The organism is Thermodesulfobacteriota bacterium, from assembly GCA_030583865.1.
Lineage (GTDB): Bacteria > Desulfobacterota > GWC2-55-46 > GWC2-55-46 > GWC2-55-46 > UBA5799.
Window position 1 is genome coordinate 2,193,298 of sequence record CP129479.1, and the last position, 26,221, is coordinate 2,219,518.

General features: G+C 58.5%; 23 protein-coding genes. 13 read left to right on the forward strand and 10 right to left on the reverse strand.

Going from position 1 to position 26,221, the window contains the following annotated elements; genetic code table 11:
* Nucleotides 1–99: 99 nt before the first annotated feature.
* From QY316_10415 to QY316_10430, 4 genes are all read right to left on the reverse strand, one after another.
* Nucleotides 100–1,518 carry a sigma-54 dependent transcriptional regulator gene (locus tag QY316_10415; GenBank protein WKZ32316.1) on the reverse strand — a complete coding sequence of 473 codons (1,419 nt, stop codon included), beginning with the start codon at nucleotides 1,516–1,518 and terminating at the stop codon, nucleotides 100–102.
* Between the two features lie 229 nt (nucleotides 1,519–1,747).
* Nucleotides 1,748–3,361 carry a hypothetical protein gene (locus tag QY316_10420; GenBank protein WKZ32317.1) on the reverse strand — a complete coding sequence of 538 codons (1,614 nt, stop codon included), beginning with the start codon at nucleotides 3,359–3,361 and terminating at the stop codon, nucleotides 1,748–1,750.
* A 136-nt stretch (nucleotides 3,362–3,497) separates the two neighbouring features.
* A complete protein-coding gene (locus QY316_10425) occupies nucleotides 3,498–6,377 on the reverse strand; it encodes an ATP-binding protein (protein ID WKZ32318.1) in 2,880 nt (959 codons plus the stop codon).
* Entirely contained in the window at nucleotides 6,374–7,177 is an 804-nt protein-coding gene (locus tag QY316_10430; GenBank protein WKZ32319.1) for a protein-glutamate O-methyltransferase CheR, read from the reverse strand. Before QY316_10430 ends, QY316_10425 begins: the two co-directional genes overlap by 4 nt.
* Before the next feature lie 424 nt (nucleotides 7,178–7,601).
* On the opposite strand from QY316_10430, the gene QY316_10435 reads away from it, so the two are divergent.
* The 3 genes from QY316_10435 (at nucleotide 7,602) to udp (ending at nucleotide 9,353) form a co-directional block, all read left to right on the forward strand.
* Nucleotides 7,602–8,111 carry a DsrE/DsrF/DrsH-like family protein gene (locus QY316_10435; GenBank protein WKZ32320.1) on the forward strand — a complete coding sequence of 170 codons (510 nt, stop codon included), beginning with the start codon at nucleotides 7,602–7,604 and terminating at the stop codon, nucleotides 8,109–8,111.
* Between the two features lie 209 nt (nucleotides 8,112–8,320).
* The gene (locus QY316_10440; protein ID WKZ32321.1) at nucleotides 8,321–8,557 is read left to right on the forward strand and encodes a sulfurtransferase TusA family protein; all 237 of its coding nucleotides are present in this window, start codon (nucleotides 8,321–8,323) and stop codon (nucleotides 8,555–8,557) included.
* Nucleotides 8,558–8,564: 7 nt separating this feature from the next.
* Nucleotides 8,565–9,353 (forward strand): uridine phosphorylase, encoded by a 789-nt coding sequence (gene udp / locus QY316_10445; protein ID WKZ32322.1) that lies wholly within the window; start codon nucleotides 8,565–8,567, stop codon nucleotides 9,351–9,353.
* Nucleotides 9,354–9,440: 87 nt separating this feature from the next.
* Here udp and QY316_10450 read toward each other — a convergent pair whose 3' ends face one another.
* Nucleotides 9,441–9,833, reverse strand: a complete 393-nt coding sequence (locus tag QY316_10450; protein ID WKZ32323.1) for a DNA polymerase ligase N-terminal domain-containing protein — start codon at nucleotides 9,831–9,833, stop codon at nucleotides 9,441–9,443.
* Between the two features lie 89 nt (nucleotides 9,834–9,922).
* Between QY316_10450 and QY316_10455 the strand changes: the two genes are divergently transcribed.
* Complete coding sequence (locus QY316_10455) at nucleotides 9,923–10,426, forward strand: Slp/YeaY family lipoprotein (protein WKZ32324.1); 504 nt, start codon at nucleotides 9,923–9,925, stop codon at nucleotides 10,424–10,426.
* Here QY316_10455 and QY316_10460 read toward each other — a convergent pair.
* The 5 genes from QY316_10460 to trxA all read right to left on the reverse strand — a co-directional run bounded on the left by QY316_10460 (nucleotide 10,408) and on the right by trxA (nucleotide 17,035).
* On the reverse strand, nucleotides 10,408–13,062 hold the full coding sequence (locus QY316_10460; GenBank protein ID WKZ32325.1) for a GAF domain-containing protein: 2,655 nt from the start codon (nucleotides 13,060–13,062) through the stop codon (nucleotides 10,408–10,410). The two genes, QY316_10455 and QY316_10460, sit on opposite strands and share 19 nt — an antisense overlap.
* 144 nt (nucleotides 13,063–13,206) lie before the next feature.
* Nucleotides 13,207–13,863: a ribulose-phosphate 3-epimerase gene (rpe, locus tag QY316_10465; GenBank protein WKZ32326.1), complete on the reverse strand. Its 657-nt coding sequence runs from the start codon at nucleotides 13,861–13,863 to the stop codon at nucleotides 13,207–13,209.
* Between the two features lie 102 nt (nucleotides 13,864–13,965).
* The gene (locus QY316_10470) at nucleotides 13,966–15,696 is read right to left on the reverse strand and encodes an adenosylcobalamin-dependent ribonucleoside-diphosphate reductase (GenBank protein WKZ32327.1); all 1,731 of its coding nucleotides are present in this window, start codon (nucleotides 15,694–15,696) and stop codon (nucleotides 13,966–13,968) included.
* Between the two features lie 275 nt (nucleotides 15,697–15,971).
* A complete protein-coding gene (locus QY316_10475; protein ID WKZ32328.1) occupies nucleotides 15,972–16,523 on the reverse strand; it encodes a TlpA disulfide reductase family protein in 552 nt (183 codons plus the stop codon).
* Nucleotides 16,524–16,708: 185 nt separating this feature from the next.
* Nucleotides 16,709–17,035, reverse strand: a complete 327-nt coding sequence (trxA, locus tag QY316_10480) for a thioredoxin (GenBank protein ID WKZ32329.1) — start codon at nucleotides 17,033–17,035, stop codon at nucleotides 16,709–16,711.
* Between the two features lie 265 nt (nucleotides 17,036–17,300).
* Between trxA and QY316_10485 the strand changes: the two genes are divergently transcribed.
* From QY316_10485 to cysS, 9 genes are all read left to right on the forward strand, one after another.
* Nucleotides 17,301–17,594: a hypothetical protein gene (locus QY316_10485; protein ID WKZ32330.1), complete on the forward strand. Its 294-nt coding sequence runs from the start codon at nucleotides 17,301–17,303 to the stop codon at nucleotides 17,592–17,594.
* Between the two features lie 387 nt (nucleotides 17,595–17,981).
* Nucleotides 17,982–19,712 carry a tetratricopeptide repeat protein gene (locus QY316_10490; GenBank protein ID WKZ32331.1) on the forward strand — a complete coding sequence of 577 codons (1,731 nt, stop codon included), beginning with the start codon at nucleotides 17,982–17,984 and terminating at the stop codon, nucleotides 19,710–19,712.
* The gene (locus QY316_10495) at nucleotides 19,709–20,350 is read left to right on the forward strand and encodes a lipoprotein insertase outer membrane protein LolB (protein WKZ32332.1); all 642 of its coding nucleotides are present in this window, start codon (nucleotides 19,709–19,711) and stop codon (nucleotides 20,348–20,350) included. Before QY316_10490 ends, QY316_10495 begins: the two co-directional genes overlap by 4 nt.
* Before the next feature lie 77 nt (nucleotides 20,351–20,427).
* Complete coding sequence (locus tag QY316_10500; protein WKZ32333.1) at nucleotides 20,428–20,934, forward strand: CarD family transcriptional regulator; 507 nt, start codon at nucleotides 20,428–20,430, stop codon at nucleotides 20,932–20,934.
* 10 nt (nucleotides 20,935–20,944) lie between these two features.
* Nucleotides 20,945–21,991, forward strand: coding sequence for a TRAM domain-containing protein (locus QY316_10505; protein WKZ32334.1), 1,047 nt, complete (start codon nucleotides 20,945–20,947; stop codon nucleotides 21,989–21,991).
* Nucleotides 21,992–22,255: 264 nt separating this feature from the next.
* Entirely contained in the window at nucleotides 22,256–22,894 is a 639-nt protein-coding gene (gene ispD, locus QY316_10510; protein WKZ32335.1) for a 2-C-methyl-D-erythritol 4-phosphate cytidylyltransferase, read from the forward strand.
* On the forward strand, nucleotides 22,891–23,370 hold the full coding sequence (gene ispF / locus QY316_10515) for a 2-C-methyl-D-erythritol 2,4-cyclodiphosphate synthase (GenBank protein ID WKZ32336.1): 480 nt from the start codon (nucleotides 22,891–22,893) through the stop codon (nucleotides 23,368–23,370). The genes ispD and ispF overlap by 4 nt, the downstream gene beginning before the upstream one ends.
* Nucleotides 23,370–24,746 carry a glutamate--tRNA ligase gene (gene gltX, locus QY316_10520; GenBank protein WKZ32337.1) on the forward strand — a complete coding sequence of 459 codons (1,377 nt, stop codon included), beginning with the start codon at nucleotides 23,370–23,372 and terminating at the stop codon, nucleotides 24,744–24,746. The genes ispF and gltX overlap by 1 nt, the downstream gene beginning before the upstream one ends.
* On the forward strand, nucleotides 24,734–26,185 hold the full coding sequence (gene cysS / locus QY316_10525) for a cysteine--tRNA ligase (GenBank protein WKZ32338.1): 1,452 nt from the start codon (nucleotides 24,734–24,736) through the stop codon (nucleotides 26,183–26,185). Before gltX ends, cysS begins: the two co-directional genes overlap by 13 nt.
* Nucleotides 26,186–26,221 lie beyond the last annotated feature (36 nt).

Sequence of the window (26,221 nt, forward strand, 5' to 3'; positions counted from 1 at the left end):
CGGCAATTCGCAAACGCTGTTAACACCTGGAAACAGATGTCTCCGCTTCGCTCAAAATGACAATATTCAATCCTTGCAAAGGGAAGATCCTGATTATCCCTAACGCTTGCGTAGGTCCTTTCTCTTCAGCCGTTTATTCAGCGCTTGGCGGGTAATCCCAAGGAGGCTCGCGGCTATGCCCTGGTTACCGTGGGAAAGCTCAAGTGCCCTGGCTATGAGGGCGTCTTCCGATTCCTTCAGGGTGGGGAAGTTCTCGGCGGATACGGGCGGCCCCGGCTTAAGCTCCTTTTGAGGGGCGGCCGCCGTCCTCTCCCTGCCTATTATGTCCCTGAAGCTTTCCATCGATAGCACGCCGCCCTTGTGCCTGGCTACGGCGTCGTAGACCATTGCCTGGAGCTCCCGGACGTTTCCCGGGAAATGATAGGTGGACATGAGGGTGGCGAGCTCGGTCGGCGGGGTAGGCTTCTTTTTTTTCATGGCGTCCGCGGCCTCTGCGATGAAGTGGTTAAGGAGCACCGGGATGTCCTCCTGGCGTTCGCGAAGAGGCGGGATGTGGACCTGGTGGGCCCGGAGCCTGTAGTAGAGGTCCTTCCTGAAGCCGCCTTCGGCAATTAGCTTCCGGAAGTCGTGGTTCGTGGCGACGACTATACGGACGTCGCTCTTCTTGGGGACGTCCGATCCCAGCGGGTAGTATTTCTGGTCCTGAAGTAGACGCAGGAGCTTCACCTGGGAGGACTCGTTCGTGTCCCCGATCTCGTCAAGGAAGAGGGTCCCGCCTGCGGCATGGGCTATGAGCCCCTCCCTCGCCTCGTCCGCCCCGGTATACGCGCCCTTCTTGTGGCCGAAAAGCGTGTCCGAGAACATTGTATCGTCAAGCCCGGCCACGTTCACGGCCACGAACTCCCCTTTCCTGCCGCTTATGTCGTGGACCGCCCTTGCGAAGAGCTCCTTCCCTACCCCGGTCTCGCCGGTTATGAGGACCGGCTGCTGGGTGGCTGCTATGACCTCGACGTACTGGAATATGGCCCTCATCTTCTTGTTTACGGTGATTATGGAGGAGAAGGCCTCCTCGTTCTCGAGGTCGCCCATCAAGAGGCTCCTCTTGAGGGAAAGGACCTCGATCCGGAGAGAATGGAAATCGAGCGCCCTCCTTACGCTCGCCTCGAACCTGCTACGCTCCACGGGCTTCACGAGATAATCGAACGCGCCCGACTTCATGCATTCGACCGCCGTCTCGATGTCGTTTACGGCCGTGAGTATTATGACCGGCACCATCGGGCGGCTGTTCGCTATTTCATGGAGGAGTTTCGTCCCGGAGACATGGGGCATGGAAAGGTCGAGGGCGATGGCCGCGACCTCCTGCTTCTCGAGTAGCGGCATCACCTGCCTGCTGTCGTCGACCGTCAGGACCTGCTTTATCCCGGCGCTACGGAGCATGACGCTGTAGCTCTTGAGTATCTGGGCCTCGTCGTCGACAAGGAGGACCGGCAGGGGCATTTTAGCGGATTTTACCGACATTCTCGTTCCTTTCCTCAAGCCCGGGGGCTGATGCGGGCCGCCCCCGGCTACTGACTATCGGCAACCTCTAAAAATCGATCTTTTCCCCGGACTCTGTGTCAGGCCGTGAATAAAAATGCTCACATATTCCCATATATGCTCCGCTTTTTATTCCCGGCCTTCCTTGATTGCGGGAAAAATCTCTAATTTTTTAGAGGTTGCCTTATCTTCGCTTCGCGCGGCGCATCCGTCAAGGGGAAAAGACCCTCCCCAGCCTGCATATTATAAACTGGTCCTCTATGGAGCTGAAAGTGCGGCACTCCTCTTTAACGGCGTACATTTCGAATTTGCCAGCGGTGCTCTCTATCTGCAATATGTTCGGGAAAGGCACCAGGATATATGCCGGGCCGTTATGGTTTTTCAGAAGCTCCCGTATCTCCGCCTGGAATTTCGTGTCCTTGTGCGGGGCGGTAAAATTGCTCTCGACCCTCACGAAACGGACATTCTCCGGGAAATACGGGATTATATACGAATACGGCCGTATCCCTGCCATTATTACGACCGAACCTTTCTCAATGGCCGCGGGCGGCCTCTCAAGCCCGAACAGTGTCTCCGACCAGCTGGTCCTTCCCCAATCCGGGGCCTTCGCAAACGATATGATGGAAATAAACGCTGCGGCGACCGAGATGTAGAACCACGGCCTGCCTTTTACGATATGGCTCAAAAGCACCGCAATCAGGACCGGGGACAACAACTCCAGCGGCACGATATACCTGTAATACGGCAAATTGACCTGCCAAACAATATAGGAAACCACGAAAAAGACGGCCATGAATGCGTATTTGTCTCTCGATTGGCGGTCCAGTCCGGCCGGCGTTTCGGCCCTCTTCCTGAAAATATCATACAGGAGCACGGCCGCTGCGAGCACTATCAGGACATATGCCACTGCAAAGCGTATGTCCCTGAAGTGCAGTTCCAGCACCAGGTTGTTGCTCTTCGCGAAATAGAACGGATAGAAAAGCGCCTGGACTGCTCCTTTCGGGTAAAAGCGCGCGTCTCCTATCTCAACCGGGTCGAAATACGGCGATTTGAAGATGGAATTGAAGAACGGGAAAAACGGGCTTTCGAACCTTTTCCACAACATGAACATCCAGACGCCGGAGGACAGCAATAGCCCGAAGGCGATGCCGAGTCCCCATGATACAGCGCTTGCAGCGGCCTTTCCGAGGGCCCTTGACGCGGCAAGCACGGCAATGAGGGCGCCAACGGCATATATCAATAGCGTAAGCTTAAGCCCAACGCCTGCGCCGAGGGCGAGGCCGCTCAGGAAAACGAGGCATAAGTATGCCCGCCGGTCCTCCTTTTCAAAAGCCAGTAGCATCAGGAGAAATGCTCCCAGCACGAAAATGGCGACGAGGTTGTCGTTCAAGGTCGTGCCGAGCTCGGCGATGAAGCCGGCGCCAAGGACGCCGACAACGGCAGCGAAGAACGAAAGGGCGCTTCTTTTGAGGCCATCCTCAAATGTAAACAGCTTCAGGCCTATGAGGTACAACAGCCAGAAATTAATCCCGTGCAGGGCGCCCATGACAAAGCCCGCGCATACCGGTTTCCCGAGGTAATGGACGGAGAGATAGAACGGCAAGTCAAGTACCGGGTTCAGATAGTTCTGGAGCTGGGCAGGCCCGAAATCGAAGTCGAGGCGGCCGTTGAGGAAAGCGTACGGGTTGTAGAAATGGTAGTTCTTCAAGTCCCAGTCTATGACCGGGCCCAGGGCTACGGACAGGGCTCCGAAAAAAAGCATGCTTGAAAAAAGGAGCAGCAGGCCCTGCGCTCCAGGGGTGAGGAAATGCTTTTTTTGCCCCATTTTTCAAGGCTCCAAGCTGGACTACGGATGACTCAGGCCGGGAATTGCCGGCCCATACTATACATCCTTTCGTGTCAGCGCTTCAACGGGGAATTGGCCGGAGGGGAGGCGCTGACGCGTCGCCGGGGCCGGGCTCTCAATTCACCAGTTTCGAGACGACGCTGCTGAGCTCGTCTATAGTGAAAGGCTTCTTGATGGAAGGCGCGCCCACCCTGGAAAGGAAGGCCTGCGTCTCCGTGTTTATGCTGTCTCCCGATATGAAGATCATCTTCTTGAGGGCCTCCGGCCTCAGGACCTGCACCTCGTTGTAGAACCCCTTGCCGCCGAGCCCCGGCATCTTGATGTCGCTTATTATGAGGTCGTAGTCCGAGCCGGACACCTTGACGATGGCGTCCTCGGCGGACGAGCACCTGTCCACCACGAATCCGAAGCCGGTGAGCGAGTCCATGAGGAGGTCAAGCACTATGGGCTCGTCGTCCACTACGAGGGCCTTCTTGCCGTCCACCTTCAGCTTCTCGGATGCTTCGCCTCCGCTGTAAAAGAGGCCTTCGGAGCCGTCACCCGCTACCGGCAGCTCCACGATGAAGGTGGTCCCGTTCCTCCTCCGGCTGGACGCGTATATGTTGCCGCCGTGCTCGTGCACTATGCCGTACGAGATGGAGAGGCCGAGCCCGGTCCCCTTCCCCACCTCCTTTGTGGTAAAGAACGGGTCGAATATCCTGTTGGCTATCTCCTCGGATATGCCCTTGCCGGAATCCTCTACGCTTACGACTATCTTCCCGTTGCCGTGCCTGCTTGTTATCCTGATAGTGCCGCCGGAGCCGCCCTCCTTTATCGCGTCGCTCGCGTTGTTTATGAGGTTCAGGAACACCTGCTGTATCTGGTTGGCGTCCAGCATGGTCCCGGGTATCGATTCGTCAAGGTCGAGGTCGATTTTTATGTTGTCGATCCTCAGCTGGTACGCCCTGAAGTCCAGGCTGTCCCTTATTATGCGGTTTACGTCGCCGTACTTCTTCTCCGGCCTCTTCCACCTGGCGAAGGTGAGGAGGTTCTCGATTATCTTCTTGCAGCGGTGCGAGGCCTCGTTGATCTTCCGTATCTTGGAGCTTGCGCTCTCGCCGAGCTTGTCCTCGAGGAGGAGCTCGGAGAAGCACATTATCCCGGTAAGCGGGTTATTGAGCTCGTGGGCGACCCCGGATACGAGCTCCCCGAGAGACGAAAGCTTGTCCGACTGGAGGAGCTTCTGCGTAAGGAGCCGCTTCTCCGTAACGTCGTGGACGTAGACGACGGCGCTCCCGGGATTTGCCCCGTCCAGCACCGGATAGGACTGCCAGACGAACACCTTGCCGTCCGGGGTAGTGAACTCCATCTCGGCGGTGGACGAGTGATCTATCGACTTCCTTACCGGGCAGTTCCTGGCCGGCGGCTCAAGCCCGAACGCGGCGTACACGTTCCTGCCGACGGCTGCCCGCTCCGTCAGGCCCGTCATCTCAAGGAAAGACCTGTTCGCCTCGACTATCTTGTAATCGCTCCCGACGAGCAGTATGAAATCCCTTATGCCGTCGTAGATGAGCCGTAGCTTGTTCTTGGCCTTCTTGAGTTCCTCTTCCTCCTTGAGTATTATCCTGTTGGCCTTCTGGAGCTCGGTGTTCTTCCTGTCCAGGTCCTCGTTAAGGAGCTTCAGCTCCTCGTTAATGGCATGGAGCTCCTCGGTCTGGCTCTGCGTTTCCTCGTACGCGATCTCGAGCTCCTCGTTGGATATCCGGAGCTCCTCGTTCAGGTGGGCAAGCTCGGTGTTCTTGGCCTCTATCTCGGCAAGGTACCTGGCCTTCTCGGCCTCCCTTCCGTCCGCCTCGTCCGCCATCCTGTTGAACACCTTCGCGAGCACGGCTATCTCGTCCACGGCCTCGGCGTCCTCGACCGCTATCCTGACGCCCTGGTCGCCCCTGCCGTACGCGAGAAGCTTCTCCTTTACCTCCTTGAGGGGCCTCGTTATCCTGTGGGTCGAGACGAAGGCGGCCATGAGCGCGAAGCTGAAGCCTATGAGGGTTATTACTGCTATGACCAGCTGGTTTTCCCTCTGTATGGCCCAAAGCCTCTCCTTGGAGATGCCGACTTGCAGGGAGCCGACTATATTGCCCCTCGAGTCCCTGATCGGCTCGGACAACGATATCAGCGAAAGCCCTCCTACGGCCATCTCGCCGAGGAAAGACTTGCCTGCCGCAAGCTCCGAATATGCAGTCCCGTTTATGCGCGTGCCGCGCATATTCCTTCCGTTCTCGTCGGTTATGTTTGTCGATACGCGCACGCCCATGGCGGATATGGTCGTGAAGAACCCGGGGAGCTTCCGGGACACCATGTCAGGCACGAAGCTGTCGTTATTAAGCACGTCACCGGTTATTATGGTGCCGGTTACCGCGCCGCGCCCGTCCAGCACCGGCGTGACCACCATGAGCGCCAGCACGCCGGGGGAGTCGCCGCCGGGCGCGCTCGCGTCCGGCGACGCGTTCATGGCAAGCTCCGGCCCTTCGAGCCTCAAGGCCGCCCCGTCGAGGAGCTCGGTGGAAGTCCGGGCCTCCCTGCCCTCCACGGCCTGCCTGGTAAGCCCGCCGAGGAGGAAGAGGTCGCCGGCGGATGCGCTGTTGAGCCTTGCTATGACCCTGCCTTCACCGTCGGTAACGGCCCAGATGTCCACATATGGCCTCGCCTTTTTCCAGGATGCCATGCTGTCCCTGAGATACCTGGCGTCCCCCGAGGCGACCGCCTCCTGTATCTCGCGCATTGCAGCGGCCTGGAGCATGCCGTAGCGCATCTGGTCGCCGCGGACGTGATACTCGGTCCACGCCGCCTTTATGCCCGTGGAGACCTGCTCGACCGCGTGCTCCATGAGCCTCGTGTCTATCACCCTGTAGGAGATATAGGCAAGGAGGAACATCGGGACAAGGACGACGGAAAGGAAGACGACCGTGAACTTGAAACCCATCGGCCGTCCGTAGAAGTACCTGAGCGGTCTCATGGGCATTTCCTGTAGATGTTGAGGCCGCGCGCGAGCGGCTCATACCCTGCGGAGTACATGTGCGGCAGCACCTCCGCCTTCCCCATGACCAATATGCCGCCTGGGCGGAGCGCGTAATCGAGCTTCGCGAAGACCTTCTCCTGGAGGGGCTTGTTGAAATATATGAAAAGGTTCCTGCAGAAGAGTATGTTCACCCCCCTTATGGAAGGGCTCTGGACTATGTCCAGGGTGCCGAACCGCACCAGGCCCCTCAAGTCCATGCTCACCCGGTAGAAGCCGTCCGCCGGCACGAAGTACTTCTCCCGGAGCGCAGGCGGGACGTTCGCTATAGCTTCCTCCCTGTATACGGCCCTCCTGGCCTGGTCAAGCGCGTCGCAATCCATGTCGGTCGCGAAGATACGCGAGCCGGCAAGCGCCTCGGGGCTCATGGCCTCGGCAAAGAGCGCGCCGAGCGAATAGGCCTCCTCGCCGTAGGCGCACCCGCAGCACCAAGACTTCAACGGCGTATTTCGGAACTCGCGCCTGACGATGCCTTCCAGGACGGAGAAGACCTCCGGCTCCCTGAAAAACTCGCTTACCTTTATCGTGAGCGTGGAGAAGAGCCTGTGGTACTCGTAAGGGTCTTTTCCGAGGATATGGAGGTAGTCTTCGCAGGAGCGCGCCCTGGCGGAGTGAAGGAGTTTCGAGACCCTCCGCGAAAGCGTCGACCTCTTGTAATTTCTGAAATCCCAGCCCCGCTCCTCGTAGACCTTCTCCAGAAGCGAGGAAAGTCCGTCTGAGGAACCGCTCTGGCCGTGCATATGGAGGGTCCCGTGGACAAGATTCATAAGTTGTATACCAGGAAGAGGTAAAGGCCTAAATAGCAGGGTTTGAAAACACCCCGCCAGGCAATCCACGATGGATTGCCAAATTGCGAAGACTTTCCGAGTCGGGCAATTTGTGAGGCCTGGACGGATTCATTCCGGCCAGGCCGTAGTTGAAAAAATCCAAGAAGGATTTTTTCAACACCCTGATTGAAGGGAGTTTTGGTTCCGAGTGCCCCCTCAACCAGAACAGATAGCACAAATCTGTTTTTTTTGCAATAATTTGTTTAGGCCTGACGAACCGACGGTCTAATTTACTCACCCAACCGTGCCTGGGGGCGCGCTGCCGGGCCAAGCTGGAGGCGAGCGTTTTCCCCGAAAAACCTTGAACATAATGCGGTTTCCGGGGTATCATACCCGTATGGCAACCGGTTTACAAACAGCTCCGGCGGAGCCCCGAAAAAGCGTCACAATCGTCCTTTTCAGCGGCGACCTCGACAAGGCCATCGCGGCCTTCGTCATAGCCACTGCCGCCGCTTCAATGGGCATGAAAGTCAACATCTTCTTCACCTTCTGGGGGCTTAACGCCATAAAGAGAAAGGGCGGGCTCATAAAAGGGCAGGGCTGGATGCAGAAGATGCTGAATATAATGAATTACGGCCATGCCAGGAAGCTCGCCCTATCGAAGCTCAACATGATGGGCATGGGCCCGGCAATGCTGAAGACCATGATGTCTAAAAAGCGGGTGCCGAGCCTCGATGAATTCATAAAGACCGCTTCCGCCCTGGGCGTCGGGTTCTATGCCTGCGAGATGAGCATGACGGTGATGGGCCTCCGGAAGGAGGACTTCATAGACGAGTGCCGCGACGTCATAGGGGCGGTAAGCTATATTTCCATAGCAAAGGACTCGAACGTCAACCTTTTCATTTGAGGCCGGGTCCGCCTTGCGGAACGGCACAACCGGCGGACTTCTAACAGCTTGCCGTTTTATTCAGGCTGCTCAAAAAGCTCCGGATGCGAGGCCCCGTTGGAACAGGGGAGCAAGGATGCGGCGTGCTTTTCGTGTACGCCGGAGTGTCAATCGACGCAGATGGGCTTTTTCAGCAGCCTGCCTAGCCGTTCAGGAAAAGAGAGGGTATCATGGAAGAGTTCGCTCCTGACAAGACCCTTGACGCAAGGGGCTTAAGCTGTCCCATGCCGTCCGTAAAGACGGCCCTGGCGCTCGAAGGGATGGTCCCGGGACAGGTGCTCCTGGTGCTTACGGACGACCCTGTCTCCCAGAAAGAGCTGCCGCTCTGGGCCGAAGCGACCGGCAACAAGCTCCTGGCCCTCGACCGCGAGGAGAAGACCATCAGGATATTCCTCAGGAAGGGATGACCGCCGGATGGCGAAGGCCTACCACCTCGACCTTGACAGGAAAGCGATAAAGGGCGCTGCTATCGCGCTTCTCCCGGGCGACCCAGGGAGGTCAAGGCCCATAGCCGAGGCAGTCGCCAGGGCCTACGGCACCGATTTCTCCCTCGTCGCATCCAGGCGCGAGTTCACCACCTGCCTTACGGAGGCCCTCGGCAGGAAGGTGCTCGTAACCTCAACTGGCATAGGCGGCCCGTCCACATCCATAGCGATCGACGAGCTCGCCCAGCTGGGCGTCACCCATTTCATCCGCGTCGGCACGACCGGGGCAATACAGGACAATATAAAGAACGGGGACTGCGTCATAACCACGGGCTCGGTACGCCTTGACGGCGCGTCCACGCACTACGCCCCCATCGAATACCCGGCTGTCGCGGATTTTTCGATTGTGGCAGCCCTCGTCCTCGGCGCGAAAGAGGCCGGCGTCCGGTTCCATGTGGGCGTGACGGCCTCGTCCGACACCTTCTACCCCGGCGAGGAGAGGCCGGACTCCTTCATGAAGTACAAGCTCCGGAGGTTCAGGGGCGCGACGAGGGAATGGAAGGCGCTCCATGTGCTCAACTACGAGATGGAGTCCTCGACGCTGCTTACGGTTACCTCTGCCCTGGGGTTAAAGGGCGGCTGCGTGACCGGGGTCGTGAACAGGGGCAGCACCGGGAAGATAACCGCGAACGCGCTCCGGGCAGGCACGGAGAACGCGGTCAGGACCGCTGTTGCAGCGATAGGGTTCCTGCTTGAAGGGGAAGGCGGGCTTCCCTGAGTCTCCAGTGCCGTTCAGGTCCCGGCAGTTCTATCAGGATGTTAAAAAGTCCTTCCTGGACTTTTCGAACCTCCTGACAAAAGAGCTTCATCCGGAACGGATCACTCCGCGCGGCTTGAGCTTGAGGAGAAGCCAGTTCTTCTCCATGAAGCGGACCAGGGCATATCTCCCGGAAATCTTCTTGCCAATTAATTCAACGACTATCCTGTCTTTTTCCCAGGCCTCCACGACGTAGGCGCCGAGGTCCCAGACCTCTATCTTGCCTGCGCCGTACCGCCCTTCAGGTATGGCGCCTTCGAAGCCGAAGTGCTCGAGCGGGTGGTCCTCCACCTCGATTGCCAGCCTTTTTACCCCGGGCTGCCCGGGCATTCCCTTGGGGACGGCCCAGCTCTTCAATACCCCTCCCCTTTCGAGCCTCAGGTCATAATGCGGGCGCCTTGCCTCGTGCCAGTGCACGACGAATTTCCGGTTTTCCCCCAATCCGTCCTCCGGGTTGACAGCTCCCATTTACATGCTATTTTCATTATAGTGGCCGCACTGCGATTACACAACCAGGAAGGATAACGCCAATGGCCAAGAGGTTCCTCCTGCTTTCAGCGCTTGCAGCCGTTCTATTCTCGGGATGCGCGCCGGTCATCTCAAAGGAAACGCTCGGGACCGTCAACCGCGGACTCGAGTTCAGCGAGGTCGCATCCAGGCCGGCGGACTACGTGGGCACGTCGGTTGTCTTCGGAGGGACCATCCTCGAGACCCGCAACGAAGAGGGCCGGACGGTCGTCGAGGTACTCCAGGAGGGTCTCGATTCCAGGCTCAGGCCCTCCGAGCGGGGCGAATCGGAAGGGCGGTTCCTTGTAGAGTTCGAGGGTTTCAGGGACCCGGCCATATACTCGAAGGGCAAGAGGATAACCGTCGCGGGCGAGGTCATCGGCACAGAGAGGCTCCGCGTCGGCAGGGGCGCATACGACTACCCGGTGATACAGCCAAGGGAGCATGCGCTCCTCGACCCCCCTTCGTACGACCCGGGGCCGCGCATCGGCATAGGCATAGGGCTCGGCTACACCCGCGTGAGGTGACCTGGCCTCCCGTCGACCGTCCTCAGGAATGCCTTGACCACCTCCGGGTCGAACTGCGTGCCCGAGCACCTCTTAAGCTCCCGCAGGATGTTCTCGATGGGCAGGCCCTTCCTGTATGGCCTGTCGGCGCTCATGGCGTCCACGGTGTCCGCAACTGCCAGTATCCGCGCCATGAGCGGTATCTCGCCGCCCTTGAAGCCCCCGGGATAACCCGATCCGTCGTATGACTCGTGATGGTGCATTATGGCAGGAACTATCCTTTTCATCTGCCTTATGGGCGAGAGTATGTCCGCGCCCTTCTGCGGGTGCCTCCTTATGATGGCTATCTCCTCGTCGGTGAGCCTGCCGGGCTTGTCCAGTATGGACTCGTAGGTCCCGAGCTTACCTATGTCATGGAGGAGCCCCGCAAGCTCCATGTCCTTGAGCTCCTCCGCCGAGAAGGACATCTCGCGCGCTATTTCCATCGCGTATTTCGTGACCCTGTCCGAGTGCCCCTTTGTCCAGGAGCTCTTGGCGTCGATCGCCTCGGAAAGGGTCTTCACTATGCCGAGGAAAAGCTCGCTCAAGTCGCTTACCAGCCGCGCGTTCTCGAGGGCCACCCCTATCTGGGAGGCGAGCTTCTCCATGACCGACAGGTCGTCGGAGGTGAAGGCGGCCTTCCTCCTGGCCCCGACCGTAAGCACCCCGACCACCTCTCCCTTTATCGCGAGCGGGACCCTTAGGTGCGAAAGGAAACCGTCCTTGAACAAGGCCTCCTCGAGGCGCAGCCGGACGGATTCGGCTATATCAGGCACGAACTGCGGCCTGCCGGCGCTCAATATATCGGTCGTGGTCGTGTCCGAAAACGTGATGAGGCTCCCCTTCTCGAGGGATATTCCGAAGCCCGCCTCGTATACGAACCCGCCTTTTTCCCTGTCGACGAGGGCCACGGTGGCCCGGTCGCAGGAGATTATCTTCGAGACCATCCTGGCGGCTATCTCGAGTATCTCGTTGGGCTCGAGGGTGGAGAGGATGGACTTGTCTATCTCGTGCATGATGCCTATGGTCTCGACCTTCCTTGACAGGTCGAGCGCCCTGTTTATAGAGTCCTGGTAGAGCTTGGCCTCGTCCAGCGCGGTCGAGACCTGGTAGGATATGCCGCCGAGCACATCCTTGTCCCTCCTTGTAAGTCCCCCGCTGTACTTGCCCGGCGGGCAGGTATAAAGGCAGAGGAGCACGCCCAGCCATTCGCTTTTACGGACAAGTGGCAGGATTATCGCGGCCTCGGCGCCGCCCGTCCATTCAAGCGCCTCTTTCCCGCTGCCGCCCCCCTCGAAGACCTCGATGCCCGGGCCGGACTCCATTGCATTCATGATGAACGGCAGGTCGGGCTTAAGGGGGTTTATCCTGAAGAGGGGGGCCAGGTCGGCCGGGAGCCCCTTCTGGGTCGATGGCTCGAAGACGCCCTTTTCCCTGTCCCAGAGGTACGAAATGCAGCAATCCGCCTCCATTATGGATCGAAGGCTCTCGACCACGTGCCCCATGAGCTTGTCTATGTCCGTCGTGTGCTCGGTGGCAAAGGCTATGGCGAGGAGGTGCCTCGTTATCTCCATCTCCTCTTTCATCCTCTGCGAGGTCTCCTTGAGCTCGCTGAATAGCTTCGCGTTCCTGATGCAGAGGGCCGCGTGGTTCGCAAGGGTCTGGAGGAACGGGACCTCGTTTTGCGGGAATTCTTCCTTTTCGGAGCAGATGGTAAGAACGGCGATGGGTTTCCCGGCCTCGGTTATGGGGAAAGAGGCCGCGGACCCCGGCCCTGGTTCCGTACCGTCCGGGACGGCCTTCCACGGGGCCGGGACAACGTTCTGGATCTCCGGGACCCCGCTCCTTACTGCACTCGACGAGAGCCCCTCGGCGTACTGCAGATGACCGGAAGGGCCCGATGCGGCCTCGGTTACCGATGGCGGGCGCCCCTCGGAAGCCGTTGCGAGCGTCCTGGACAGTATCTCTCCGGTATCCGGGTCGAGGAGCCCCACCCAGGCGATGCTGAAGCCGAAACTTACGGCCGTGCCGCATATCCTCTTGAGCCTGAACGCGAGGTCGAGGCTCCCCATGACGTCCTGCGAGAGCTCGTATACGAGCCGTTCCCTTTCGGTCCTCCTCTTCTCCTCCGTTATGTCCCTGAATATCTGGATGGCCGTGGGCTCGTCCTTTTCGAGCACATAGAAACTCACATCGTAGACCCTGTCAGGGCCCGCAACCCGTATCTCCTCGGTGCAGGCGTGGTGCTCCCCTTTCCCGATCATCTTCCTGCACGCCTCGAAGGGCCCGGGCATTTTCGGGAAGACCTCGTAGTACCTCCTCCCTATGATCGCGCTGAACGGCATGCCCGCGGCGTCCTGGTAGGCCCTGTTGCACTTCAAGACCCTCATGTCGGAATCGTGGATGAGAATGGGGTCGAGTATGCTGTCGAAGGTGGTCTCCCATTCCCTCTTGGATTTCATAATGCCCTCGGCGATGGCGGTGTTGTCCTCGAGGAGCGAGAGCATCGCGCGGCGCGTGCTTATGAACTCCTTCTCGCGCTCCCTCGCCCTTTCAAGCTCTTTCCTGAGCTTTCCCAGTTCCGCTGAGGCGCGGCCGCTTGAGGCGGGTCTATTCAAGAGGTCTTCTCCTCCGGGCGGCCCCTTTTGGCCAAGGGGCCGCCGAATCTCCCTGGAGGACGGGATGCGGGTTTCAGGTTGAAGGGAGAACTAATATGAAAGTGAGCGCGAGGTGAATGGCGGGATGGGTGCCGGAATCCGGACTTATGCGGAAGCGATCTCTTTTTTCATCTGCGCTATCGTCTTCGCGTAATCGGGGGTTGAGAAGACACCCGAGCCCGAGACGAAGACGTCGGCCCCGGCGGCCGCCACGGTACGGATGTTCCCGGCCTTTATGCCGCCGTCCACTTCGAGCTCTATTTTCCTGCCCGTGGACTCTATCATTGCGCGGACCGTCTTTATCTTGCCGAGTGTCGCGGGTATGAAGTCCTGGCCGCTGAACCCCGGGTTCACGGACATGACGAGGACTAGGTCCACGTCCCCGATTATCGCTTCGAGGGACGACGCCGGGGTGCCGGGGTTTATCGAAACGCCCGCCCTGAGCCCGTGCCCCTTTATGGCCTGCACCGCTTTGTGGAGGTGGGTGGCGGCCTCGACGTGGACGGTTATGATGGAGCTTCCGGCCCTGGCGAAATCGTCTATATACCTTTCCGGCTCCTCTATCATGAGGTGCACGTCAAGCGGGAGCTTAGTCCCCCTCCTTATGGCCTCGACGACGAAAGGCCCTATGGTGATGTTGGGGACGAACCGCCCGTCCATTACGTCCACATGGACGTAATCGGCGCCTCCGTCCTCAAGGGCCTTGAGTTCCTGGCCGAGCCTGGTGAAGTCGGCCGAGAGTATCGAGGGGGAAATCTTCATTTTTACCGTCCAATCACGTGGGAGTATGGGTCGCGGGATGCGGAGCTAAGCGCCTCGTCCCAATTTCTTATCAGAATCGAGGAGCTTTGTCCACCCGTACTTTCAGCAATAGAGGGGGCTTTTGCAGGTCAGCACCTGCTCTGCCCTGGTCCCCGACCTGTAGACGGTAACGCCCTTGCAGCCGAGGCTCCATGCGGCGAGGTAGGCGGCCCTCACGTCCTCGACAGAGGCGTCAGGCGGAAGGTTTATGGTCTTTGAAACCGCGTTGTCGGTATATTCCTGGAAGGCGGCCTGCATCTTTATATGCGCCTCGGGCGGCAGCTCATAGGCGGCCACGAATATATCCCTTATCCGCTCCGGCACCTCGTCCCTGTCCCTCAAATCGCCTCCCCTGGCCACGTGCTCGATGAGGCTCTCGTTATGGAACCCCTCTTCCTTCGCGACCTCGGCGACGAGCGGGTTCACCTCGGGTATCTCGACTCCGTTCAAGACCTGCCTTATATAGCTGAGTGAGAAGAAAGGCTCGATACCCGAGGAGCAGGCGGCTATGATGCTGAGCGTCCCTGTGGGCGCTATGGTCGTAACCGTCGCGTTCCTTACGGGAGCGGCCCCCGGCTTGTCAAAGACGCTCCCCATTATATTGGGGAAGGGGCCCCTTTCACGGGCAAGGGCCCTGGAAGCCTCCCACGCCCTCTCGCTTATGAACCGCATGAGCCTGCGCGCGAACGCGATGCTTTCGTCGCTGCCGTACCGGAGCCGGAGGCGGACGAGGAGGTCGGCAAAGCCCATGACGCCGAGGCCGACTTTCCTATTTCCCTTGGCCATCGCGTCTATCTCGCTCGTGGGGTACTTGCTCATCTCTATGACGTCGTCGAGGAAGCGGACGGAGAGGTCCACCGTATTTTGAAGCTTCTCCCAATCAAGGGCCCATGCGCCGCGCTCATCCTTCACCATCTTCCCGAGGTTTATGGAGCCCAGGTTGCACGGCTCATAGGGCAGAAGAGGCTGCTCGCCGCAGGGGTTCGTAGCCTCGAATGGGCCGAGGCGCGGGGTCGGGTTCATCCTGTTTATGCGGTCTATGAAGAGGACCCCTGGCTCGCCGCTCCTCCAGGCGCTCCTCGCTATGAGGCCGAAGACCTCGCTTGCGGAGAGCTTCCCGGCAGGCGCGCCGGTCCTCGGGTTCACGAGCTCGTATGAGCCGCCCTCATCGAGGGCGCGCATGAAAAGGTCGGTGACCGCGACAGAGAGGTTGAAGTTCCTGAACTCGGCGGGGTCTTCCTTTACGGTTATGAACTGTATTACGTCCGGGTGGTCCACGCGGAGCACCCCCATGTTCGCGCCCCTTCGCGTGCCGCCCTGCTTTATCGCCTCGGTCGCTGCGTTAAAGACCCTCATGAACGAGACCGGCCCGCTCGCGGCGCCTCCGGTAGAGCTTACGATGTCGTCCGCCGGGCGGAGCCTTGAGAACGAAAACCCGGTGCCGCCGCCGGACTGGTGTATGAGCGCGGTATTCTTTACCGCCTTGAATATTGATTCGAGGGAGTCGTCGACAGGGATGACGAAGCAGGCCGCGAGCTGCTGGAGCCTTCTCCCGGCGTTCATGAGGGTCGGGGAGTTCGGAAGGAATTCGAGCCGGGACATGAGGCCGTAGAAGGCCTCCCCGTAGCTGGAGGCGTCCCCGGGCCTCCCGAATAGGGCCTCGGCCTGCGCAATATTTTCGGCCACGCGCCTGAACATCCCTTCAGGGCTTTCGACCACGCGGCCTGATTCGTCTTTCTTGAGATAGCGCTTCTCAAGGACGGTCATTGCGCCGGGCGAAAGCCGGAGGGCCATCAGGCACACCTCACAAGGATGATTTTACATGTTTTTAACTTATCAGGCTTTTTAAAGGCTATGAAGGCAACCTCTAAAAATTCGAGATTTTTCCCGCAATCAAGGAAGGCCGGGAATAAAAAGCGGAGCATATATGATAATATGTGAGCATTTTTATTCCCGTAACTACACAGAGTCCGGGGAAAAGACCAATTTTCAGATGTTGCCTGAATAGATTTTAACAGTGAAGGAAATGAGGCGCAACCGGGCCGGGGAAAACCGGTGGCCGGCTACCCCTAAAGATGGCCCTGGATAAGGTCGGAGAGTGTTTTCTGCGTCACCATGCCGTTAAAGACCTGGAGGACCGTGCCGTCCCTCCCTATGACGTAGGTCATGGGTATGAAGCCTATCTTGTAATCGGAGATTATCCGCCTGTCGGAATCGATGCCCGCCGGGAAGGTGACATTGTACCTCTTTATGAACTCACGCGCGTTTGTCTCAGTGTCGTCGACCGCGATGGCCACGAACTCGACGCCGCTGCCCTTGAACTCGGCCCAGGTCCGCTCAAGCTCAGGGGCCTCCATCCTGCACGGCCCGCACCAGCTCGCGAAGAAATTGACGACCACGAGCTTGCCCTTTAGATCATCAAGCCCAAGCTCCCTGCCGTCGAACCCCATTATCTTGAAAGGTATCGCCTTCTGGGGGGCAGCCTCACGGGCGGCATTGGATTTCTCTTCCGTCTTCGGCCTGTCCTCGACTTTGCCGCAGCCCCAGAGGCCGACAACGAAGGATAAGAGGACTACCGCTATATTGAGCACATGGCCGCGCGGGCCTGCATTAGTTCCCATCTCAGTGTACCTTCCGGCTTTTTTTGTGATTTTAACCTTATTGGAGGCGCTTTGCAACGGAAAGCAAAAGAGGCAGGCCTTTCGGCCTGCCTCCGGATACCAGACATATTTTGGATAAATCCAGGATTTTCCCAGCTTTTCCCGTAACTATGCAGAGTCCGAGGAAAAGATCAATTTTAACTGTATCAAAGCGCCTTTTCGATGAGCTCTTTTACCTGGTCTTTCGGCACCGCTCCGACAAGCTGGTCAACGACCTTCCCGTCCTTGAAGAGTATCAGGGTAGGTATGCCCCTTACGCCATACCTGCCCGGGGTGGATGGGTTATCGTCCACGTTCATCTTAGCCACCCTCACCTTGCCGGAATAGGCCGCGGCCATCTCGTCGACGATGGGGGCGATAGCCTTGCACGGGGCGCACCAGCTCGCCCAGAAGTCCACCAGGGCCGGGATTTCGGATTTCAGCACCATGGACTCAAAATTGGAATCTGATACGTTTATCGTGTTCTCGCCCATCTACGGCTCCTTTCAAGGCTATTATGCAGAAAAGCGGCTTTCCAAAGAGAAAATGGAAGATTCCGGGCAATTCAATACTGTATGAATATAATTCAACTACCCTGGTGTGTCAACTTATTTGTCCGAAGCCCGATAGCATCGTTTAAACCGGGTCAGAAAGGCCGAAGGCGGCCCTGCATAAAAGCGTATCGGGCTCAATAGCCGGTCGGGCCGGGACCTCTTTTGACTTGACACAAGGGCGCCTTTCCTGGAAAATATACCGGCAATGAAGGACGAAGCACTACTCCAGGCACTCGAAGAAGCAGCCGAACGGCTCTCGATAAAGCTCTCGTATGAAGACCTCCGGAAAGGCGAAGTCACCGCCCGTGGCGGCATCTTCCAGCTCCGGGGCGAGACGCGGATAATCGTACACAGGGGCCTTCCCGTGAAGGACAGGGCCGAAGTGTTGATCGATATCCTCTCGGGGGTGGATACGTCCTCAATACACCTTGCGCCCGGAGTGCGGGAAAGGCTTGAAAAAGCAAGGGAAAGGGCCATCCCCAGGGCTGCCGAGGCCTGATCAGGCCCGGCATGAGCACATGCTCTAACCCGGGTCTTTAATTGCTTCTGGAGACTCCTTAAAACCGCATACCCCCAGTTCACGCTCCCGGCTCTAACCAGCGCTCCCGATACTCTTCCAATTGATTCCGGCTCGTTTCCGGCCTTAAACAAATGCCGGTGTTTATCTGCATTGCCGCCAACAGGCTTTTCTTATCTTCTTTCTTGGATTGACTCCTGGATATTGCGGATGGTATCATAGGAAGCGGCAGATTTTTGGCCGGAAAAACCCCGGAGATTACGGGGCCCCAATGGAACCAGGCTCCGCCGCCAATGGACCGCGGCACCAGTCAGGCCTGAAGCGAAGCGCGATTGAGCGCATCTTCGAGGCCGGTTCGGAGGAATAGTCGTGAAAGAATCCACCTATTTCAGAAAACTGGTAGTGCCCGCGCTTGCGGCGCTCCTTCTTGTGCCTTCCTTTGCCGCCAAATCGCACGCCAAGGACAACAAAAGCGCCAAGGTCAGCCTGAAAAAATCCGGAAAGGCGGGCGACTCCTATTACTACTACATGGCCGCGCAGATGCTCAGGAATAGCGGCGACCTCGCCGGCGCAATAGACCTCTACAAGCGCTCCGTCTCCCTGAACCCTGGTTCCGCGGTACTGCATTCCGAGCTGGGGAGCCTCTATATAGGCTCCGGAGACGTGCAGTCCGCGAAAAAACACCTCGAAACCGCGATAGAGAAGGACCCCGGGTACGCGCCCCCGTACGCGCTGCTTGCGGAGATACACTCCTTCCAGAAGGACCTGGCGGGAGCCGCCAGGAACTACGAGAAAGCCATCGAGCTCGACCCCTCCGACAGCAAGAGCTACCTGATGCTCGGCTCCATGCATTCCAAATCGAAGGAATACGATAAGGCCGAGGCGGTCCTGAAGAAGCTCCTTTCCGTCAAGCCGGACTCCGCGATGGCGTATTACTACCTCGCCAAGAACGAGTTCGACAGGGCTGACTACGGCAAGGCCGCCGAGTATTACCAGGGCGCCCTCAACCTCAACTCGCGCTTCGGGACCGTTTACTTCGAGCTCGGGGTCACCTTCGAGCTTGCCAAGCAGTTCGACAAGGCTATCGAGATATATTCGCAGGGCGTGCTCCTCATGCCCAACGATACCGGCATGGTAAACCGTCTTAGCACGCTCTACATCCAGCAGAACAGGCTCGATGAGGCGCTGGAGCAGCTCAGGAAGCTCGAGAACAGGGACGAGACGCGCCTGGACGCGATGGTCAGGACCGGGCTCATCTACTTCGAGAAAAAGAGGTTCGACGACGCCATCGCGAAGTTCAACGACATACTCTCCATAAACCCCGAGCTCCACAGGGTCCGCTACTACCTCGGGACCACATACGAGGAGAAGGGGGACCTCGCCAACGCGGCGGCAGAGTTCGTAAAGATACCGGAGAAGGACACGAGCTTCATCGACTCTAAGATACACCTGGCGTACATATACGAGCGCCAGGGAAGGCTCGACAGCACAATAAAGGAGCTGAACGAGGCCATAAAGGCCCGTGGCGAGAGCGTTGAGCTTCTTAAGCTCCTCGCCACCATATACCGCGACGCCAAGAGGCACACCGAATCGATAGATACGCTCGAAGTGGCCGTGAAGCTCAAGCCCGATGACCCGGACCTCCTGTTCCTCCTCGGTGTCCTCTACGACGAGGCCAAGGTCGATGACAAGTTCATCCCCACCATGTACAGGGTGATCGAGCTTGACCCCAGGCACGCCAACGCCCTTAACTATATCGGCTACACCTACGCCGAGAGGGGCATCGAGCTCGACAAGGCCGAGGAGCTCATAAAGAGGGCTTTGGAGGTATCGCCCGAGAGCGGCCACATACTCGACAGCCTCGGCTGGGTCTATTTCAAGAAAGGCGAGATAGACAAGGCCATCGCCGAGCTCGAAAAGGCCCTTAAGCTCCTTCCAGACGACCCGGTCGTGATAGAGCACCTCGGTGACGCGTATGCGAGCAGGGACACGGAGAGGGCGCTTTCTCTCTTCGAGTCCGCCCTCGGCAAAGACCCGGAAAACCAGGGGCTGAGGGAGAAAATAGACCGCCTCAGGAAAGAAATGAAGGCCGCCAAGTGAGGAGGCTCCTTCTGCTTGCCGCCCTTGTCCCGCTCCTTGCGGCAGGGTGCGCGGCAAAACGCCCCCTGACTCTTTCCCCCCCCGAGATAACCCCGGTAACGCTACGCGCATACGGGGCCGTCGAGATGAAGCGGGTCTTCACCGTAAGCGGCAGGGCCTTGATACTCGCCAGCAGCCCCGCCTCCTTCAGGATAGAGGTCTACGGGCCCTTCGGCCAGACCGCCGCGATAATTGCGAGCGACGGAGAGACGGTTTACACCGTTACTGAAGACGGCGCCGAGTCTTTCAACCGCGATGAACCCGGCGTTCCATATTCGATTAAGCCCGAGGACGTCACATCCTTCCTGCTTGGGAACCCCCGCCCGGCATACGAGCTTTCCGGAAACATGGTCGAGACGGCGATGGACGAGCACGGAAGGCTCCGGCTCTTTTCCAGGCCGGCTGAAGACGGAGGGCGCGGCCTCAAGGTGCTCCTCGAGGACTACAGGGAGGTGTCGGGGGCCCACATACCTTTCAGGATAATCATCGACGACGGCAAAAGGACGGTCACGATAAAATACAATGAAGTCGAGGTAAACCCGGCGCTTCCGGAAGACCTCTTCAGCGCCGGACAGGCAGCCCGGGAGGCCAGCCCGTAAAGGCAAAGAAGTTGACTATAAAAGACGGATATGTTATAAAGATAATACCTCTTTTCCCCACATTCTAAAGGACCTTCATGTCCAAAATCGTAATAGACATCTTCAAGACCGGCGAGCTTGCCGTCTACCCTGCCCATGGCGTCGGAATGATAATGGGCATCGAGACAAGGGAAGTATCGGGTGTAAACAAAAACTTTTACATAATCAAGATACTCGACACTGAAGCCACGATAATGGTGCCGACCGACACGGCCGCTGCGGTAGGGCTCCGCAAGATAGTAAAGAAGTCCCTTGTCCCCAAGGTGTACGAGATATTGAAGGACCGCTCCGAGGTCTGCCTCGACAACCAGACATGGAACAGAAGATACAGGGACTACACCGACAAGATAAAAAGCGGCTGCGTGATGGAAGTGGCGCGGGTGCTAAGGGACCTCTACATCCTCAAGTACGACAAGGAATTGTCGTTCGGCGAACGCAGGATGCTGGACACGGCCAAGAACCTCCTTGTAAAAGAGATCTCGATCGCCAAGAAGATAAAGGAAGAGAAGGTCGAGGAAGAGCTTTTCCGCCTGATGCAGCGTTAAGGAGGCCGACTTGTATCTCGTAATGCGCTCCCTTCTGGTGATATTCGCTTCGGCCAGCGGGTACTACATAGTCCTCCGGATACTCGGCGGAAAGTTCGCCCTCGTGGGCCTCGTAAGCGGACTGCTCATTTCCGTCCTCGCCATCTTTTTCGAAAAGCGCGTAAAGAAGACCCCTTTGAGGATCGTCCTCGGCGGGGCCATAGGGCTCATAATAGGGCTCACTGTCGCTAACCTCCTCACTTATCCGCTGATGCTCAAATCCCAGTTCGGGAGCGAGTACTTCGAGCTGGCGGTCTACCTCCTTACAAACATAATCATCGGCTACCTGGGCCTTAGCATCGGGATGAAAAAAGGAGACGAGTTCGACTGGCACAAGGCCGTCAAGCTCTTCACCGAGCACCAGAAGGGCGGAGAGGCGCCGGAAAAGGCCGCCATAAAGGCAAGCCCGCTCGTGATAGACACGAGCGTCATAATAGACGGCAGGATAGCCGAGGTCACGGAGACCGGCTTCCTGGAAGGCAAGCTCATAGTGCCGCAGTTCGTGCTCCAGGAGCTCCAGCACATAGCCGACTCGGCAGACCCGGTCAAAAGGGCCCGCGGCAAGAGGGGGCTCGACGTATTGAAGCAGATACAGTCAACGAACAGGACGTCGGTCGAGATATCCGGGAGGGACTTCCCTGAAATAAGGGAGGTTGACTCGAAGCTCGTGGCGCTCGCAAAGGAGATTTCCGGGAAGATACTCACGAACGACGCCAACCTCAACAAGGTGGCGGAGCTCCACGGCGTGAGCGTACTCAACATGAACAAGCTCGCGACAGCCATGAAGCCCGTGGTGCTCCCCGGAGAGGCCCTCAACATCCTGGTCCTCAAGGAGGGCAAGGAGCACGGCCAGGGCGTGGGCTACCTCGAGGACGGGACAATGGTCGTCATAGACAACGGCCGCGAGTTCGTGGGAAAGACCATAGACGTCACCATAACGAGCGTCCTTCAGACGACCGGCGGGAGGATGATATTCTCCAAGGCCCGGGAGGACTTCAGGAAAGCCGCCTACCAGTAGACGTTTGCAAAAAGCCCTTCGGCTGTCGGCCGCGCTATTCCGATTCCCTGTACGATCAGGCAGTACCATCGTCCCCGAAATCCGCTTAAAAATCCTTTAAATCGAGCCGAAATAATATTAAACTGTCCGGAGCCGTCAAACCTGACGATTCCTTTCATCTCTTTTTGAGCCGCCTTGACTGATATGAAAAATCCGTGTGAACGGGTTAAAACTCTCGCCATAATACCTTCCGCCGGCATGGGGCGCAGGATGGGGTCAGGGAAGATGAAGAACTACATCGACCTCCTCGGAAAACCGGTGCTCGCCCGCACGATAGAGCCTTTCGAGGCCTCGGGCATGGTCGATTCCATCGTCGTCGTAGCGCCCCCGGCAGACGAGAGGTTCTGCAGGGAGCGGATAATAGAGGAGTACGGCTTCCAGAAGGTCATCTGCGTGGCAGGCGGCGGGGCCGAGAGGCAGGACTCGGTCGAGAACGGCCTCAATGCCGCCGGAGAGGGTTTCGGGGCCGTCATAGTCCACGACGGGGCTCGGCCCCTCGTCACACCTGATATAATCGAGAAGACCATAAGGGCCGCGCTCGATATCGGCGCGGCCATAGCCGCGGTGCCGGTAAAGGACACTATAAAGGAAGCGGGCGACGGCATCGTGAGGTCGACCCTTAAAAGGGAAGCGCTCATCGCGGTGCAGACCCCGCAGGCCTTCAGGACCGAGGTGCTCATAGAGGCCTTCAGGAAGGCGAAGGCAGACGGATTCTTAGGCACGGACGAAAGCTCTCTCGTGGAGAGGACGGGCGCGAAGGTGAAGGTGGTCATCGGCTCATACGAAAACATAAAGATAACGACGCCAGGCGACCTCTTGCTCGCCGAATGCATATTGAGGCAGAGGGAGGGGATAACGACATGAGGATAGGTTTCGGATACGACGTCCACAGGCTTGTGGAGGGAAGAAGGCTCGTGCTCGGGGGCGTGGAGGTGCCCTTTGAAAAGGGCCTTGACGGCCACTCCGACGCTGACGTCCTCCTCCATGCGGTGATAGACGCGCTCATCGGGGCCGCGGGCCTTGGCGACATCGGAAAGCACTTTCCCCCGACGGACCCCGCGTGGAAGGGCGCATCGAGCCTCGACCTCCTGGCCAGGGCCGCGTCACTTCTTAGGGAAAAGGGCTATACCGTCGGGAACATCGACTCGACCATCGTATGCGAGGCTCCCAAGCTCCTCGGCCACATGCCCGGCATAGTCAGGAACATCTCGCGGGTGCTTGGCTGCGGCGAAGAGAGAGTGAACGTAAAGGCCAAGACAGAGGAAGGGCTCGGCTTTACCGGGAGCGGGGACGGCATAAGCGCCTACGCCGTTGTCCTCATCGAGGGGGGCCGCGGGTAATGGTCCGGACCAGGTTCGCGCCGAGCCCGACTGGCGCGCTCCACCTGGGGAACGCCAGGACCGCGCTGTTCAACTGGCTTTTCGCCCGCCGCCATAAAGGGAGCTTCATACTCAGGATAGAGGATACCGACACCAAAAGGTCCACCTACGAGGCCGAGAAAGGCATATACGAGGACCTCAAGTGGCTCGGGCTCAACTGGGACGAGGGGCCGGATGCAGGCGGGCCATTTGGCCCATACAGGCAATCAGAGCGGCTTTCCATTTACAAAGACGAGGCCGAGAGGCTCGTTGACGAGGGCAAGGCGTACAGGTGCTATTGCACTGTCGAGAGGCTTGAAGAGCTCCGCGCGGAACAGGCCGCAAAGGGCCTGCCCTCGCGCTATGACGGCAGGTGCAGGGAGCTCGACCCCCGGAAGGCGCCTGAGGGCGCGCCTTCTGTCATACGCTTCAAGGTGCCTGTAAAAGACGTCATGCTCATGGACGCGGTCCACGGGCTTTTGAGCTTCGATTCACGCGCCATAGGCGACTTCGTCATAATGGGCTCTGATGGCATCGCGGCCTATAATTTCGCCGCCGTTGTGGACGACTCCGGGATGAGCATTTCCCACGTGATACGCGGTGACGACCACCTCTCGAACACGCCGAGGCAGATACTCCTTTTCGAGTCGCTCGGCAGGCGCGCGCCCATATACAGCCATGTGCCGCTGGTACTCGGGCCTGACAGGACGCCCCTCAGCAAGCGCCACGGCGACTTCTCACTAAAGGGCCTCCGGGAAGAGGGCTATCTACCCGAGGCAATCGCTAACGCAATAGCCCGGCTCGGATGGAGCCCGGGCGAAGGTCTTTTTACGCTTGAAGAGATGGCCGGGAGGTTTACGCTTGAGCGGCTCTCGAAATCCGGCTCGGAATTCGATATCGCGAGGCTTAAGTCCTACAGCAAGGTAGCGCTCGCCAGGAGGTCCGGGGAAGGGCTTGCCTCTCTCGTTGGGATCGAGGGCGCGGATACCAATAAGCTCGTTGAGCTTTCGGACGCGCTCAAGAAGAACGCATCGACCATTAACGAGCTACGCGCCCTCATGCGTCCGTTCCTCTCAGAACCCGCTCCCGGAGAGGCCGCGCTTTCGGAATTAAAAGAAGAGCGGAGCCGCAGGGTAATAACGGCGTTCAAGGAAGAGCTGGAGAAGATTACCGGGCCGGAGGATTACGAGGCGATAATAGAAAGGGTCAAGGCCGCCACGGGCGAAAAGGGTAGGCATCTTCTCATGCCCGCGCGGCTCGCCCTCACGGGCGAGCGCGAAGGCATAGAGCTACCCGGGGTCTTTAGGCTCCTCGGAAAAAGAGAAGCGATAAGGAGGCTTGAAAAATGGCTTCGATAAGGGTCTTCAACTCCCTCACGGGCGAGAGGGAGGAGTTTAAGCCGAAGGAGCCCGGCAAGGTCTCGATGTACGTATGCGGCCCGACCGTCTACGACCTGAGCCACATAGGGCACGCGAGGAGCGCGGTCTCCTTCGACGCCATACAGAAATACTTCAGGTACAGGGGGTACGAGGTCAAATACGCCCGGAACTACACGGACGTAGACGACAAGATAATCAAGAGGGCCGCTACAGAGGGCATCTCTTCCGAAGCTGTCGCGGAGAAGTACATCAAGGCCTTTGACGAGGACATGGCCGCCCTCGGCGTGGGCCTCCCGGACCTGAGGCCCAAGGCAACCGAGAGCATAGGGAAGATAATAGAGGTCACGGATTCCCTCATAAAGAATGGCTTCGCCTATGAGATGGGAGGAGACGTCTACTACTCAGTCAGGAAAAAAGCCGACTACGGGAAGCTCTCCGGCAAGAACATAGACGAGCTCGAAAGCGGCGCGAGGGTAGAGGTGGACGAGCGTAAGAAAGACCCGCTGGATTTCGCCCTCTGGAAGGCGAGTAAGCCCGGCGAGCCCTCGTGGGAAAGCCCCTGGGGCAAGGGCCGCCCGGGCTGGCACATTGAGTGCAGCGCGATGGTATTGGAATGGCTCGGAGACACCATAGACATACACGGCGGCGGCAAGGACCTCATCTTCCCGCACCACGAAAACGAGATAGCGCAGAGCGAGGCCGCCACAGGCAAAACACCCTATGCAAGTTATTGGCTCCACAACGGGTTCGTGAATATCGAAAAAGAAAAGATGAGCAAGTCCCTCGGGAACATCCTTAACATCAGGGACGCGCTCAAGGACCACACGGCAGAGGCCATAAGGCTTTTCCTGCTTTCGAGCCACTACCGCTCGCCCATAGACTACACGGCGGAGTCGCTACGCGAATCCGAGAGCGCGGTAGAGAGATATTACAAGACCCTCCAGCGCGCGGCAGCCGAGTACCCGACCATACTCGAGGCCGAGCCTTGCTTAAGCTGTGTGGAGGACAGGCTACACGACGCCTTCAAGCCCATGGACGACGACTTCAACACCGCCGAGGTCATAGGGAACCTCTTCAAGGAAATAACGCGCATGAACAAGGCCATGGACGAGGCAAGGAGCAAAGGCGAGAAAAAGGGCGTATGGGAGGAGCTTTCGAACTCGCTCGCGGTCATACGCGAGGCAGCGAAGTTCCTGGGCGTCTTCAACCGCACGCCAGAGGAGTATTACAGGGACAAGAACTCCCGCGTCCGGCTTGAGCTTTCGGCGGAAGAGATCGAGAGGCTTATTGCCGAAAGGAACGATGCCCGTAAAAGGAAAGACTTTGCCCGGGCCGACGCGATAAGAAAAGAGCTATCGGACAAGGGCGTCGAGCTTGAGGACACGCCGAAGGGGACGACGTGGAGCGTGAAGGGGTGAGGGCCGGCAATGCATTGTTGGGCTACTAAAAGGCTT

Coding starts and splice junctions, on each gene's coding strand:
- QY316_10420 (WKZ32317.1), bottom strand. CDS start 3,361: ATGGGGCAAAAAAAGCATTTCCTCACCCCTGGAGCGCAGGGCCTGCTG.
- QY316_10430 (WKZ32319.1), bottom strand. CDS start 7,177: ATGCACGGCCAGAGCGGTTCCTCAGACGGACTTTCCTCGCTTCTGGAG.
- udp (WKZ32322.1), top strand. CDS start 8,565: ATGGCGAAGGCCTACCACCTCGACCTTGACAGGAAAGCGATAAAGGGC.
- QY316_10440 (WKZ32321.1), top strand. CDS start 8,321: ATGGAAGAGTTCGCTCCTGACAAGACCCTTGACGCAAGGGGCTTAAGC.
- QY316_10475 (WKZ32328.1), bottom strand. CDS start 16,523: ATGGGAACTAATGCAGGCCCGCGCGGCCATGTGCTCAATATAGCGGTA.
- QY316_10435 (WKZ32320.1), top strand. CDS start 7,602: ATGGCAACCGGTTTACAAACAGCTCCGGCGGAGCCCCGAAAAAGCGTC.
- QY316_10425 (WKZ32318.1), bottom strand. CDS start 6,377: ATGAGACCGCTCAGGTACTTCTACGGACGGCCGATGGGTTTCAAGTTC.
- gltX (WKZ32337.1), top strand. CDS start 23,370: ATGGTCCGGACCAGGTTCGCGCCGAGCCCGACTGGCGCGCTCCACCTG.
- QY316_10485 (WKZ32330.1), top strand. CDS start 17,301: ATGAAGGACGAAGCACTACTCCAGGCACTCGAAGAAGCAGCCGAACGG.
- ispD (WKZ32335.1), top strand. CDS start 22,256: ATGAAGAACTACATCGACCTCCTCGGAAAACCGGTGCTCGCCCGCACG.
- QY316_10500 (WKZ32333.1), top strand. CDS start 20,428: ATGTCCAAAATCGTAATAGACATCTTCAAGACCGGCGAGCTTGCCGTC.
- ispF (WKZ32336.1), top strand. CDS start 22,891: ATGAGGATAGGTTTCGGATACGACGTCCACAGGCTTGTGGAGGGAAGA.
- QY316_10470 (WKZ32327.1), bottom strand. CDS start 15,696: ATGGCCCTCCGGCTTTCGCCCGGCGCAATGACCGTCCTTGAGAAGCGC.
- QY316_10455 (WKZ32324.1), top strand. CDS start 9,923: ATGGCCAAGAGGTTCCTCCTGCTTTCAGCGCTTGCAGCCGTTCTATTC.
- cysS (WKZ32338.1), top strand. CDS start 24,734: ATGGCTTCGATAAGGGTCTTCAACTCCCTCACGGGCGAGAGGGAGGAG.
- trxA (WKZ32329.1), bottom strand. CDS start 17,035: ATGGGCGAGAACACGATAAACGTATCAGATTCCAATTTTGAGTCCATG.
- QY316_10415 (WKZ32316.1), bottom strand. CDS start 1,518: ATGTCGGTAAAATCCGCTAAAATGCCCCTGCCGGTCCTCCTTGTCGAC.
- rpe (WKZ32326.1), bottom strand. CDS start 13,863: ATGAAGATTTCCCCCTCGATACTCTCGGCCGACTTCACCAGGCTCGGC.